The organism is Haloferax gibbonsii ATCC 33959, from assembly GCF_000336775.1.
Classification (GTDB): domain Archaea; phylum Halobacteriota; class Halobacteria; order Halobacteriales; family Haloferacaceae; genus Haloferax; species Haloferax gibbonsii.
The window spans coordinates 42,663-55,882 of sequence record NZ_AOLJ01000015.1 but is presented as its reverse complement, the minus strand read 5'-3'; the positions used below and the strand labels follow the sequence as shown (position 1 = coordinate 55,882).

Here is a 13,220-nt window from a genome sequence, read left to right as displayed (position 1 = left end):
TCGGCTATTCGACGGTGATTTTCACGCGTAGACCACTCAAAACCGTTAAATTTCTCCGATGACGTATCGTTGGTTCGAAAGCCCTTTTACCGGTGGACTGGCAATGGGTGTCAATGACACGAGAAACATGGGCAACACGGCTCGGGTTCATCCTCGCGGCCGTCGGCAGCGCGGTCGGCCTCGGGAACATCTGGCGATTCCCGTGGCAGACCGCCGAAAACGGCGGCAGCGCGTTCCTCGTCGTGTATCTCGGTATCGTCCTCCTCGTCGGCGTCCCCGGTCTGCTCGGCGAGTTCGTCATCGGTCGCCGGGCGAAGAAGTCGCCGGTCGGCGCGCTCCGGGACCTCTCGGGGTCGAAAACGTGGGGCGTCGTCGGCGCGTTCTCGGTCGTCACCGGCATCTCGCTGCTCTCGTTCTACAGCGTCGTCGGCGGGTGGATCATCCGGTATCTCCTCGAAAGCGGGGCCGCGGTCGTCGGCGGCAGCCCCGCGTACTTCACGAATCCGGGCCAGTACTTCGGCGGCGTCTCCGCCGGCGTCGACGCCGCGCTCTACCACCTCCTGTTTCTCGGACTGACGGCGCTCATCGTCTTCGCGGGCGTCCGCAAGGGCATCGAACTCGGCACGAAAATCATGATGCCCGCCGTGCTCGTCCTGCTCGCCGGCCTCGCCGCCTGGGCCGCGACCCAGCCTAACGCGGCCGCCGGTTACGCCTTCTTCCTCCGCTTCGACCCCTCGGTCATCACCGAGAACTTCTTCGCTATCCTCGGTCCCGCCGCCGGACAGGCGCTGTTTACGCTCTCGCTCGGCGCGGGCACGATGATAACGTACTCCTCGTACCTCGACGAGGACCGTTCGCTTCCCTTCGACGGCAGCGCCATCGCCGTCCTCAACACGAGCGTCGGCGTCATCACGGGTCTCGTCGTCTTCCCGCTCCTGTTCTCGCAGGGCGTCAACCCGACCGAGACCGGGACCGGACCGGGCGCGCTGTTCGTCGGCCTCGCGGGGGCGTTCTCGCAGCTCCCCGCGGGGACGCTCATCGCCACCGCGTTCTTCGCCGTCGTGACGCTCGCGGCGCTGTCGAGTTCCATCAGCATGCTCGAAATCCCCGTCGCGTTCCTCGTCGACGAGTACGGCGTCTCTCGCAAACGCGCCGTCACCGGGATGACCGCGCTCGTCGCCGTCACCGGAACCGTCTGCGCGTTCAACCCGGGCATCTTCGGCTTCGTCGCCGGCCCGCTCGTGAACGTCCTCCTGACCGCCGGCCTCGCCGCGTTCCTCCTGTTCGTCGGCTGGGTCATGGGCCGCGAGGCGCTCGAGGAGTTCGCCGCCGGCGCGGGCGAGTTCTCGAAGTCTCTCGGCACGCCGTGGCTCTTCGCCGTCGGCGTCGTCCTCCCGCTGTTCCTCGTCTTCACGCTCCTCACGCACTTCGGCGTGGACACGACCATCGGCTTCTGGCCGACCGTCGGCGTCGCCGTCGTCGCGTCCGCCGCCGCTTTCTTGGGCCTGCGACAGCCCAACTCGGTCGTCTGAGTGGGGCTCTCCCGGCCGCGTTCGGGGCGCTGACTCGACTCCGACTGCTCCCTTTGCTCCGTTTTCGACCGACGCGAACGTGGGGAGTGCTTCGCGTCGCTAACTATGATGATTGTTCCACCTATTCTTCGACAACTGTCGAAGTAAGGGTTGCCGGATTGCGGAACTCCTTTGACCGAGGACTGCGGACCGTTGCTCCAATGAGCGAAGGTGGTCTGGCATGACGATGGAAGACCGGATCGACGAACTCCGCGAGAAGCGCGAGGAAGCCCTGAAGGGCGGCGGCGAGGACCGAATCGCCTCCCAGCACGACAAGGGCAAGATGACCGCCCGCGAGCGCATCGACTACTTCCTCGACGACGGTACCTTCCGCGAGTTCGACCAGTTCCGGACCCACCGCAACCACAAGTTCGGGATGGAGGAGACGAAACTGCCCGGCGACGGCGTCATCACCGGCTACGGCGAGGTCGACGGCCGGACCGTCTTCGTCTTCGCCCACGACTTCACCGTCTTCGGCGGCTCGCTCGGCGAGGTGTTCGCCGAGAAGGTCTGCAAGGTGATGGACAAGGCGATGGAGGTCGGCGCACCCGTCGTCGGTCTCAACGACTCCGCCGGCGCGCGGATTCAGGAGGGCGTCCAGTCGCTCGGCGGCTTCGGCGAAATCTTCCGCCGCAACACCGAGGCGTCCGGCGTCATCCCGCAGATTTCGGCCATCATGGGCCCCTGCGCCGGCGGCGCGGTGTACTCCCCCGCGCTGACGGACTTCACGTTCATGGTCCGCGACACGAGCCACATGTTCATCACCGGCCCGGACGTCATCAAGACGGTCACGGGCGAGGAGGTCACCTTCGACGAACTCGGCGGCGCGACGACGCACACCTCGACAAGCGGGGTCGCCCACTTCGCCACCGACACCGAAGAACAGGCGCTCGACGACATCCGCCACCTGCTTTCGTACCTCCCGCAGAACAACGTCGAAGACCCCCCGCGCGTCGAGCCGTGGGACGACCCCGAACGCGTCGACGACGACCTCGCCGAGGTCGTCCCCGACCAACCCCGCAAGCCCTACGACATCCACGACGTGCTCGACGGCGTCCTCGACGAGGGCTCGTTCTTCGGCGTCCAGGAGGACTTCGCGAAGAACATCGTCGTCGGCTTCGGCCGCCTCGACGGCCGCTCGGTCGGCATCGTCGCCAACCAGCCCCGCGTGAACGCCGGCACCCTCGACATCGAGGCCTCCGAGAAGGGCGCGCGCTTCATCCGCTTTTGCGACTCGTTCAACATCCCCATCCTCACCTTCGTGGACGTGCCCGGCTTCCTGCCCGGCACGGACCAGGAACACAACGGCATCATCCGCCACGGCGCGAAGCTCCTGTACGCCTACTCCGAGGCGACGGTGCCGCTCATGACCGTCATCACGCGCAAGGCCTACGGCGGCGCGTACGACGTCATGGCCTCGAAGCACCTCGGCGCGGACGTGAACTACGCGTGGCCGACCGCCGAAATCGCCGTGATGGGCCCGCAGGGCGCGGTCAACATCCTCTACCGCGACGAACTCGACGCCGCGGACGACCCCGACGCCCGCCGCGACGAACTCATCGAGGAGTACCGCGAGGAGTTCGCCAACCCCTACACCGCCGCGGACCGCGGCTTCATCGACGACGTCATCGAACCCGGCGAGACCCGCGAGCGCCTCATCTCGGACCTCCGGATGCTGAACTCCAAGCGAAAGTCCCAACCCGACAAGAAACACGGCAACATCCCGCTATGAGCGGGGAGTTGCTGTCTGGGCTGTCGATTCCGGACGACGCCGACGCCGAGGAGGCCGCGGCCATCGCCGCCGCCGTCGGCGCGCACCTCCACGACCAGTCGGTCGCCGCGGCCGCCGCGGCCGCAGCGGACGGCGAGGAGACGTGGAACGAGCAGCGCTGGCGCTACGCCGGTCGCCTCGAATCGGTCACCGGCTGTGGCCGTCGCGTCCCCACCGGCGCGCCGACCGACGCGTGGGCCGCCTCGGGCCGCACCGACCGGTTCTGAGTCTGAGGACTGCAGTTTCACGACAGAACGCATACATTCTCGTCCGACATCAGTCGGACCAATATGGCCCAAACCGCGCTCGTCTGGCTGTTTCTCAACGCCGTCCTCGCCGGGTTCGCCGCCGTCGCGTCCGCCGCACACTACGCCGACGAGGGCGAACCCGACTTCGTCTCCGCGGCGCTCGCCGCCGTCTTCGCCGGGACCTGCGTCGAACTCGGGATGGCGAACGGCTACATTCACGATCGCGTCCTCCCGTCTGTCGCGGTCGGGGTCTGCGTCGTCGTCGCCCTCCTCTCGCTCGCGCTCGGTGTGAAACGGGACCAGACGGCGTTTCAGGCGTTCCGCGGCGACGCTCGGACTCGGTCTCGGTAACCGGCGGTCAGTAGCCGGCGGTCGATGCTCGGTAGTTCACTCCGCGAGTTTCGGGTCGTCGACGATGACGCCGTCCACACCGTACTCTCGAAGTCGCCGCGCGACCTCGCGGTCGGGAACCGTCCACGCGTTGACCTCGAAGCCGCGGCCGTGCGCCTCGTCCACCCGCGCCGACGAGAGCAGGTCGTAGTGCGGGTGGACGGCCGCGCAGTCGAGGTCGGCGGCGACCGACAGCGACTCCGTCCAGTCGGCCGCGAAGAGGAAGGCGACCGGGAGCGCGGTCGTCTCGCGCACCTCGCGGAGCGCCTCGGCGTCGAACGACGAGACGAGCACCTCGTTTCCCGCGTCGCCGACGACGGCGGCGAGGTCGTCGGCGAGGCCGGCCACCTTCAGTTCGACGTTGACCGCGACGCGGTCCGGCAGGGCGTCGAACACCGCGGCGAGCGTCGGAATCGACTCGTCGGAGTCGCCGACGGTGAGTTCTTGCAGGTCAACGAGACTCGTGTCGGCGACGCGGCCGGTCGCGCCCGTCAGGCGGTCGAGCGTCTCGTCGTGGAAGACGACGAGTTCGCCGGAGCCGCAGCGCCGGACGTCGAGTTCGACCCAGTCGAGTCGCGCCGCGGCCGCGTCGAAGGCGGCGAGCGTGTTTTCGGGGGCGAGGGCGGGACAGCCGCGGTGACCGATGACGCGCATGTCGGTGCATCGCGGGAGGGCGGACTAAACGCTTCCTCCGGACCGGTCGAAAGCGATGGTGAGCGGAGGGGAACGGTGGGGAGCAGTTCGTACGGGAATCGTTTACTGGGGACCGAGCCGTGCGGGCGTCGCGCGGCCCGTCGCGCGCGGACCGGCGCGGCCGCTCCGCGCGGGCTGGAGAAGATGTGTTCGCAGAGAGAATCGACTGACTCGAACTTACGCGCCCTGGCCGCCCTTCTTGCGCGTGATGTAGCCGGCGATGCGGTTGCGGACGCCCTTCGACTCGACCGTGGTCAGTTCTTCGACGCTGTCCTTGTTCGTCTCGAAGTCCGTGTTGAACGCCTGCGGGTATCGCTCCAGCAGGATGTTACCAAGCTGCTTGACGTACTTGGGCTTGATTGCCATGTCGGAAGATTCCCCGGACGAACACTAAAACGATTCGTTCCGTCTCGCGGCCGCCCGCTCGCGCCAGCCCGTCAACTCGTCGATTCGCGCGAACGCCTCGCGCTCTCTTTCCCCGCCGCATTTCCCGACCGTCTCGGCGAAGTACGCGAGCCGGTCCAGCAGGTCGTCGGTGTCGAACGCCGGCACGTCGAGGCGCGAGGCCGCCACCGTCGCGTCGATGACCGCGCCGAAGCCGCGATTGATGGTGAACGGTCGGCGTTGCTCGACCGCGGCATCGACGGGCCGGAGTTCCCATTCCTCCCACTCGGTCCCGCCGTCCTCGCCGGAATCGACCGCGGTCGCCTCGACTTCGGCCCACGCGTCGGCCGAATCGAGGAGCGGCGAGTCTCGCTCGTAGATGGTCATCGCGGCCTCGACGAACGCCCGCGGGTCGGAGACGAACTGGACGACGCCGCCCCCCTGCCGGTGGAAGTTCCGACGGGTTCGGGTGTTTCCCCACGTCGTCGCGGTCGCGGGCGGGGGAGAGCCGGTAGCCGAGCCGCCGCTATCGTCGGTTCCGGCGTCGGACTCCGGCGCGCGGACGCCGAGCGCCGCGAAGTTCCACCGGTCGTTCGGCCCGAGCGTGGCGACGACCGTCTCGGTGACGCCGCGGAGTTCGACGGGCCAGTCGTCGCTGTCGCGGTCGCCGGCTCGACGTCCCGCGTCCACTGTCTCGTCGTCGCTCACAGCGGGACCCCCCGCTCCAGCGCGACGAACGTCGCCGCGCAGACGATGTCGGCGGTCGTGCCGGGGTTGATTCCCTCGGCGACGAACTCGTCGGCCAGTTCCTCGGCCTCGTCGAGGTCCGAGACCGCGGCCGCGCGGTCCATCACGTCGCGGGCGACGGCCTCGCCGTGGTTCGTCGCGACGAGCGTGTCCGGTTCCTCCGCGAGGAGGTCGAGAAACGCGCGAGCGACGCGGTCGGTGACGGGGCCGTCGTCGGCGAGGATGGCCTCGGCCGCGCGGAAGGTCCGGGCGAAGCCGCCGGCCCACTCGCGGGCGTTGGCGTCGCGCTCGGCGCTGAGGTCCATCACGTCGTAGAGCGTGAACTCGCGGTCCCGGAGCGCGTCGGCCGCGTCGCCGCCGCGCCGAACGTCGAGGTCGGGGGCGTCCTCGGGCACGTCGCCGACGGCCACGTCGACGTGTTCGAAGGCGCGGTAGAAATCGACCGCGTCGGCGACGGTGGTCGACTCGACCACGTCGGTCGCCCCGGCGGGCGAGAGGTTTCGGTCGCCGTCGGCCGCGGCCCGGACGAGCGGGGCGAGAAGCAGGAGACAGCCGAACTGCGTGTTCCCGCCGCCCTGTCGGCTCATGCCGGCGACCGCCTCCTCGAACGCCTCGCCGACGGGCGCGCCCGACGCGGCGAGTCCGAGGCCGGCCGCGGAGCCGACCGCGCCCGTCAGGAAGTGCTCGAAGTGCAGGTCCGAGAGGTCGCGGCGGCGGTCGACGTTCCCCGGCTTGGGCGTGCCGGCGACTTCGAGCAGGAGCGCGAGTTCGGCGTGGCGCGCGGGGCCGAACCCGCGGTCGGAGACGGGCGCGACCATCAGGCGGACACCCCGCTCTCGTCGCCCGAATCGGCCGCGTCCTCGCGGCCACCGAACCAGTCGTCCACGGCGGTTCGGACCCGGCGGAGGACCGCCGGGTTGTCGCTCGGCCGCCCGACGCTCACCGCGTCGGCCCCGTAATCGAGGTACTCGGTCGCCGTCTCGCGGTCGCGGACGCCGTTGTTGGCGACGAGGAAGAGTTCGGGCGCGGCGGCGGCCACGTCGGCAATCACGGCCTCGGAGTCCATCGCGTCGACGTGGACCCAGTCGGCTCCGGCGTCGGCGAGCGCGACCGCGAGACTCGGGAGGTCCACATCGTCGATTTCGGCACGGACTTTCGCGCCGACCGGCGCGCCCGACTCGGCGGCCGCGGCGACGTACGAGGCCAGTCGGTCGGTGTCGCGCAGGAGCGTCTCGCCGCAGCCGACGGCGCGGAGTTCGTCCTGTCGGCAGTGGGCGTTTATCTCCACGCCCGCGCCGCGGTCGGCGCAGACGGCCGCGACCTCCCGAATCGGGGCCGGCGAGGTCGCCCTGACGTTGACCGCGACGAAGCGGTCCTCGCCGTCGAATCCGGCGAGGGAAGCGAGTTGGTCGGAGACGAAGGCGACCGGGTCGTCGGCGAGGAACTCCGAGCGCCCGCGGGCGACGAGTTCGCGGGCCGCCGCCTGCGAGGCGTCGTCGAGGGCGACGCCGCCGAGGAACGCCGCGCCGACGTGCGGTGCCGCGGCGTCCGCCCACGCGGCGTCGGACTCGCCGCTGAGGCTCGCGACGGCGACGCGCGGGTCGAACATCACGACACCTCCGCGAGCGCCTCGGCGACGGCGCGGGCGACGCGCTCGGCGTCTTCCGGGCCGTCGATTCGGGTGTCGGTTCTGACCACCGGGCGGTCGAGGTCGGTGCCGTCGTCGCGGTCGAGGACGAACGCGTCGGCGAAGGGGTAGGCCTCGGCGACGCCCGCGGTCGAGGGGTCGTAGCCGACGCCCTCCATGAGGTCGGCGGCGGGCCCGGAGAACACGGTGTCCTCGACGAACGGCGAGACGGCGACGACCGGCGTGTCGGCGAGGGCGTCCGCGAAGCCGTCGATGGCGAGCATCGGCCCGATGCTCGTGACCGGGTTCGAGGGACCGACGACGACGGGGTCCGCGAGGGCGTCGGCGACCTCGTCGGTGACGGTCGCGTCGGCAGCGCCGCGGAACTCAACGTCGCGGACGGCGGGGTCTGCCCGGCGGTGGACCCAGTACTCCTGGAAGTGCATCGTCCCCTCGTCGGTGTGAATCAGCGTCGCCACGGGGTCGTCGCTCATCGGGAGGAGCGACGCGTCGAGGTCGAAGGCGTCGGCGAGGGTTTCCGTGACCTCGGTCAGCGTGTCCCCTTCGTCGAGAAGCGAGGTTCGGGTGATGTGGACCGCGCGGTCGCGGTCGCCGATTTCCATGAACTCCGCGACGCCGGAGAAGCGACGCCAGCGGGCGATGTCGCGGCCGGTGGTCTGGGCCGACTCGGGGAGGTATCGCGGGCCGGGTTCGAGGCCGGCCGCGTCGGCGAGCCGGTGGAGTTCGTCGTCGGTCGCGGTGGTGTCGCCGGCGACGCCCCACCAGCGGTCGGTGTCGAGGACGCCGCCGCCGGCGAAGAGGACGGTGTCCACGTCGGGACAGACGAGGTGGCCGCCGAGTTCCACGTCGTCGCCGGTGTTGGCGACGACGGTCGTCTCGGCGGGGTCGAACACCCCGGCGGCCCCGTCGAGGAGTTTGGGGGTGCCCGTACCCCCGGCGAGGAAGGTGACCATGGTGCGCCGTAGGGCGAGTGTCCGTTTGAAAGTTCCTTCACCGGAGACGACGGCCGGTCGCGGTCCACGCGGTCGATACGGCCGCGGAGACCGACGAAGCCCTCGTCAGGGCCCGCCGCGGTAGGCCACCGACACGTCGAACTCAGCGGGCATCACCTGTCCGGCGACCGCCTTCCTGACGAAATAACCCGAAAAGCCGGTCGTCACGGCCGCTCCGAGGCCGGAGACGACGAACATCACGCGCCCGGCAGTCACGCCGGTCAAGGCGCTCATCGCGGCCCAGTAGCCCGCGAAAGCCACGGAGAGACAGGCGAAGCCGAGGAGCGCGTAGCCGACGGCGTTTCCGAGCGCCGAGCGGAGACTCATGTCAGCGTCTCGTCGCCCCCGAGTGAAACGGTTTGTGGGCGGTCGAACCACCGCCATCACCGTTCGACGGGGCGGACTACAGACAACACGCGTCACAGAACGGCTATCGCCGCAGCGAGACGAATATACCATCCATGGAATTGTCACCTCGAACCACGGTCGCGGTCGCGGTCGTTCTCGTCGTCGCCGCCGTCGCCGGTGGCCTGCTCGCCCTCGATTTCGAGGCGGCGAGCTACGAGACGACGGCCTCGGCGACCGCCGCGTCGGGCGGGGCGAACGTCGATTCGCTCCCGCCGGTTACCGACGGGACCCTCGTGGTCGACGCGCCCGAAGCCGTCCGCGACGACCTCACGGCAGCACTCGTCGAATCGTTCGCGGAGCGCGGCGTGACCCTCGAACCGGCCGACGCCCGCGACGAGGACGTTGATGGTCCGGTCGTGGTCGTCGTCGTGGACGAGTGGGACTCGCGCTGGAACCCGGTCGCGCCTGCGGGGTCGGTGGCGTGGCGCGCGGCCTTCGACGCCGGCGGGCACGCGAGACACGTCGACGCGGCGCTCTCGGGCGACGCGCTCGTCTTCGAGTCGACCGACGGTCCCGACCTCGCGGGGTCGGTCGAAGCGTCGGTCGACAGCGCCGGAACCGGGGTCGTCAGCCGACCCGCCTACCGCGCGCACCTCGTCGGCGTCGTCGCCGACGCGACTGCAGAGCAGGTCGTCGGGCAGTTCTCCCAGCGGTGAAGCGGGCGGCACGGGGCCGAACAGCCGCACGGGCAGCCATTCCGTCCCCGCGACGACCCGAATGCTCGGCTATTTGACTCCTCTCGTGCAACACCCGCTATGACCGCCGTCAAGGACAGCGTCCACGACTACATCTCGCTCGACCCCGTGGCCGCCGAACTCGTCGATACGCCCGCCTTCCAGCGGCTTCGACACATCAAACAGCTCTCGACGGTCCGGCTCGTCTACCCCTCCGCGAGCCACACGCGGTTCGAACACAGCCTCGGCGTCTACCACCTCGCCTCCCGCGCCCTCTCGCACCTCGGCGTCGACGGCGACCGCGCCGCTCACGTCCGCGCCGCCGCGCTCCTCCACGACATCGGCCACGGCCCCTACGGCCACCAGACCGAGGACCTCATCCGCCGGCGCACCGGCCGCGACCACGACGAGATTCACCATCTGCTCGACGGGACCGAGGTCGGCGACGTCCTGATCGACCACGGCCTCGACCCCGCCCGCGTCGCTGACATGGTCGACGGCGCGGGCGGCCTCGGCCAGTTGGTTTCGGGCGAGTTGGACGTCGACCGGATGGACTACCTCGTCCGCGACGCCCACCACACGGGCGTCCCCTACGGCACTATCGACCACGGCCGCCTCATCCGCGAACTCCGGTACCGGGACGGTGAACTCGTGTTGGCCGAGGGGAACGTCCAGACCGCCGAATCGCTCCTTCTCGCGCGGGCACTGATGAACGCGACCGTCTACCGTCACCACGTCTCCCGCATCGCGGGCGCGATGCTCGAACGCGCCTCCGAGCGCCTCGTCGACGGCGGCGTGCCAATCGAGGCGTTCGTCCGGATGGCCGACCACGACCTGCTCGTCGCGCTCGGCGAGCGCGTGCCCGACCTCGGCCGCCGAATCGAGCGCCGCGACCTCTACAAGCGGGCCGTCTGGGCCCCCATCGACGCCGTGCCGACCGACGTGGTCGAACTCGACTTCGAGGCGACGCGGGCGGCCGAGCGGGACGTCGCCGACGCCGCCGACGTGTCGCCCGAGTCGGTCATCGTGGACGCGCCGTCGCGCCCGCGAATCAAGGAGTCCCGGTCGCGCGTCGTCGTCAACGGCGTCGTCCGGCGGCTCGAAGACGCCTCGGAACTCGTGGGCGCGCTCCGGTCGGCCGAGCGGACGCAGTGGCGACTCGGCGTCTACGCGCCCGACGCGGTCCGCGACGAGGTGGCCGCGGCCGCCGTGGACGTGCTCGGGCTTCCGGTTCGCGTGACGACCCCGGTCTGAGGCGCGGAGAGAGCCGGAGACACACCACCCGTCCGACCCTTTTTCACCGATGGCGGCCGATTCACCCACAATGACGACCATCAAGGACAGCGTCCACGACCACATCGAGGTCGAGGGCGCGGCCGAAGCCCTCCTCGATACGCCGGAGATGCAGCGACTCCGGCGCATCAAGCAGTTGGGAACCGTCCAACTGGTCTACCCCTCGGCGAACCACACGCGGTTCGAACACAGCCTCGGCGTCTACCACCTCGCCTCCCGCGCCCTCTCGCACCTCGGCATCGAGGGCGACGCCGCCGCCCACGTCGAGGCCGCGGCGCTCCTCCACGACGTGGGCCACGGACCCTACAGCCACAACATCGAGGACGTGACCCACCGCCACACCGGCAAGTACCACGACGACGTGGAGGAACTCGTCGCCCGCGGGACCGTCGGCGAGACGCTTGAGGACGAGGGACTGGACCCCGAGCGGGTCGCCGCCTTAGTCGAGGGCGACGGCGAGTTCGGCCAGTTGGTCTCCGGTGAGTTGGACGTCGACCGGATGGATTACCTCGTCCGCGACGCCCACCACACCGGCGTCCCCTACGGCACCATCGACCACGAGCGCCTGATTCGAGAGCTGACGTTCGTCGACGGCGAGTTGGTCCTCGCCGAGGGAAACGTCCAGACCGCTGAATCGCTCCTGCTCGCCCGGGCGCTCATGAACCCGACCGTCTACCAGCACCACGTCGCGCGCATCTCGAAGGCGATGCTCCGGCGCGCGTCGGAGCGACTGCTCGCCGAGCCGGACATCGACGCCGAGGAACTCCGTCGAATGGACGACCCCGACCTGCTCGTCGCGCTCAAACTCACCGACTCGACGAGCGAGTTCGCCGAGCGACTGGCCACCCGCGACCTCTACAAGCGGGCCGTCTGGGCGGAGTTGCCGAACGTCCCCGACTCGATTATCGACGCCGGGCACGACGCGCTCGCGGCGTTCGAGCGGGACATCGCCGACGCCGCCGACGCGTCGCCCGAGTCGGTCATCCTCGACGTGCCCTCGCGCCCGTCGATGACCGAGTCGTCGTCGCGGGTGATGGTCAACGGCGAGATTCGGCAGTTGGAGCGGGAGTCGCCGCTCGTGCAGGCGCTGCGGACCGCACAGGAACAGCAGTGGCGACTCGGCGTCTACGCCCCGCGCGAGGAGACGGAGCGCGTCGGCCGCGCGGCCGCGGACGTGCTCGGCCTCGACGTCGACGGCGCGCTCGTCGCCGAGGTCAGAAGCGGCCTCAACGCGACGCTCGACGAGTTCGAGTAATCCCCGTCCCGAGACGGGAGGTTCAAGCACCGCCGAGACGCATTCGAGAGCGATGCAACTCGAGGGTACGATACTCCGCGGCCGCGATTTCGACCCGGTCGAGGGGCGGGTCGTCGTCGAAGACGGCACGATAACCGCAATCGAGGAGACAGAGACCGAGTCGACGGACATCATCTTGCCCGCGTTCGTCAACGCCCACACCCACCTCGGCGACTCCATCGCCAAGGAGGCCGGCGAGGGACTGTCGCTCGACGACCTCGTCGCGCCGCCGGACGGGTTGAAACACCGGCTCCTCCGCGCGGCGAGCACCGAGGAGAAAGCCGCCGCGATGCACCGGTCGCTCCGGATGATGGAGGCCGGCGGCACGGCGGCCTGTCTGGAGTTCCGCGAGGGCGGCGTCGAGGGCGTCGACGTCATCCGGCGGGCGCTCGACGGCCGCGACATCGAGGCGGTCGTCTTCGGGCGCGAGACGGCCGACGCGATGGAAATCGCCGACGGGTTCGGCGCGTCGGGTGCGCGCGACGGCGAGTTCGGCGCGCTCCGGAACGCGACCGCGGCCGCCGGAAAGCTGTTCGGCATCCACGCGGGCGAGCGCGACGCCCACGACATCAACGCCGCGTTGGACCTCGAACCGGACTTCCTCGTCCACATGGTCCACCCGGAGGCGCTCCACCTCGAACGCGTCGAGGACAGCGAGATTCCCGTCGTCATCTGCCCGCGGTCGAACCTCGTCACCGACGCGGGCGTCGCGCCGATTCGCGAACTGGCCGACCGCACCACCGTCGCGCTCGGCACGGACAACGTGATGCTCAACAGCCCCTCGATGTTCCGCGAGATGGAGTTCACCTCCAAGCTGGCGGACGTTTCCGCCGCCGAGGTTCTCCGCATGGCGACCGTCAACGGGGCCGACATCGCCGGACTGAACTACGGCCTCGTCGAGGAGGGCCGCGACGCCAAGCTGCTGGTCCTCGACGGCGACACGGACAACCTCGCGGGCGTCGAGGACGTGGTCCGCGCCGTCGTCCGCCGCGCCGGGCAGGCGGACGTGAAAGACGTGTACCTCTGAGTTCGGGCGACGTCCCCGCCTTCGGCTTCCGACCGAAGCCGCCCAGAACTCCCATGGAACCGACCTATTCTCGCAGTACT

15 protein-coding genes are annotated in these 13,220 nt (G+C 69.9%); 8 read left to right on the top strand and 7 right to left on the bottom strand.

The window, feature by feature from the left end; translation table 11 throughout:
- Window positions 1-113 precede the first annotated feature (113 nt).
- The 4 genes from C454_RS09940 (at window position 114) to C454_RS09925 (ending at window position 3,941) form a co-directional block, all read left to right on the top strand.
- Complete coding sequence (locus C454_RS09940) at window positions 114-1,532, top strand: sodium-dependent transporter (RefSeq protein ID WP_004975112.1); 1,419 nt, start codon at window positions 114-116, stop codon at window positions 1,530-1,532.
- 226 nt (window positions 1,533-1,758) lie between these two features.
- Window positions 1,759-3,303: an acyl-CoA carboxylase subunit beta gene (locus tag C454_RS09935; RefSeq protein WP_004975110.1), complete on the top strand. Its 1,545-nt coding sequence runs from the start codon at window positions 1,759-1,761 to the stop codon at window positions 3,301-3,303.
- Window positions 3,300-3,569, top strand: coding sequence for a hypothetical protein (locus C454_RS09930; RefSeq protein ID WP_004975108.1), 270 nt, complete (start codon window positions 3,300-3,302; stop codon window positions 3,567-3,569). The genes C454_RS09935 and C454_RS09930 overlap by 4 nt, the downstream gene beginning before the upstream one ends.
- A 63-nt stretch (window positions 3,570-3,632) precedes the next feature.
- Window positions 3,633-3,941, top strand: a complete 309-nt coding sequence (locus C454_RS09925; protein ID WP_004975106.1) for a hypothetical protein — start codon at window positions 3,633-3,635, stop codon at window positions 3,939-3,941.
- A 36-nt stretch (window positions 3,942-3,977) separates the two neighbouring features.
- Here the strand turns inward: C454_RS09925 and C454_RS09920 are convergent, their stop codons facing one another.
- The 7 genes from C454_RS09920 to C454_RS09890 form a co-directional block, all read right to left on the bottom strand.
- Window positions 3,978-4,634 (bottom strand): glycerophosphodiester phosphodiesterase, encoded by a 657-nt coding sequence (locus tag C454_RS09920; RefSeq protein ID WP_004975104.1) that lies wholly within the window; start codon window positions 4,632-4,634, stop codon window positions 3,978-3,980.
- A gap of 216 nt (window positions 4,635-4,850) precedes the next feature.
- Complete coding sequence (locus C454_RS09915; RefSeq protein ID WP_004042417.1) at window positions 4,851-5,039, bottom strand: 30S ribosomal protein S17e; 189 nt, start codon at window positions 5,037-5,039, stop codon at window positions 4,851-4,853.
- Window positions 5,040-5,063: 24 nt separating this feature from the next.
- Complete coding sequence (locus C454_RS09910; RefSeq protein WP_004975102.1) at window positions 5,064-5,765, bottom strand: DUF447 domain-containing protein; 702 nt, start codon at window positions 5,763-5,765, stop codon at window positions 5,064-5,066.
- Complete coding sequence (locus C454_RS09905; protein ID WP_004975099.1) at window positions 5,762-6,622, bottom strand: triphosphoribosyl-dephospho-CoA synthase; 861 nt, start codon at window positions 6,620-6,622, stop codon at window positions 5,762-5,764. Before C454_RS09905 ends, C454_RS09910 begins: the two co-directional genes overlap by 4 nt.
- Complete coding sequence (locus tag C454_RS09900) at window positions 6,622-7,413, bottom strand: tRNA-dihydrouridine synthase (protein WP_004975095.1); 792 nt, start codon at window positions 7,411-7,413, stop codon at window positions 6,622-6,624. Before C454_RS09900 ends, C454_RS09905 begins: the two co-directional genes overlap by 1 nt.
- Window positions 7,413-8,405 carry a 2-phospho-L-lactate transferase gene (gene cofD, locus C454_RS09895; protein ID WP_004975093.1) on the bottom strand — a complete coding sequence of 331 codons (993 nt, stop codon included), beginning with the start codon at window positions 8,403-8,405 and terminating at the stop codon, window positions 7,413-7,415. Before cofD ends, C454_RS09900 begins: the two co-directional genes overlap by 1 nt.
- Before the next feature lie 105 nt (window positions 8,406-8,510).
- Window positions 8,511-8,771, bottom strand: a complete 261-nt coding sequence (locus C454_RS09890) for a hypothetical protein (protein ID WP_004975090.1) — start codon at window positions 8,769-8,771, stop codon at window positions 8,511-8,513.
- Between the two features lie 134 nt (window positions 8,772-8,905).
- On the opposite strand from C454_RS09890, the gene C454_RS09885 reads away from it, so the two are divergent.
- The 4 genes from C454_RS09885 (at window position 8,906) to C454_RS09870 (ending at window position 13,140) form a co-directional block, all read left to right on the top strand.
- Complete coding sequence (locus C454_RS09885) at window positions 8,906-9,508, top strand: hypothetical protein (RefSeq protein WP_004975088.1); 603 nt, start codon at window positions 8,906-8,908, stop codon at window positions 9,506-9,508.
- A gap of 99 nt (window positions 9,509-9,607) precedes the next feature.
- Window positions 9,608-10,780, top strand: a complete 1,173-nt coding sequence (locus tag C454_RS09880) for an HD domain-containing protein (RefSeq protein WP_004975086.1) — start codon at window positions 9,608-9,610, stop codon at window positions 10,778-10,780.
- Between the two features lie 70 nt (window positions 10,781-10,850).
- Window positions 10,851-12,074, top strand: coding sequence for an HD domain-containing protein (locus C454_RS09875; protein ID WP_004975084.1), 1,224 nt, complete (start codon window positions 10,851-10,853; stop codon window positions 12,072-12,074).
- A gap of 52 nt (window positions 12,075-12,126) precedes the next feature.
- Window positions 12,127-13,140, top strand: a complete 1,014-nt coding sequence (locus tag C454_RS09870; protein WP_004975082.1) for an amidohydrolase family protein — start codon at window positions 12,127-12,129, stop codon at window positions 13,138-13,140.
- Window positions 13,141-13,220: the final 80 nt, after the last annotated feature.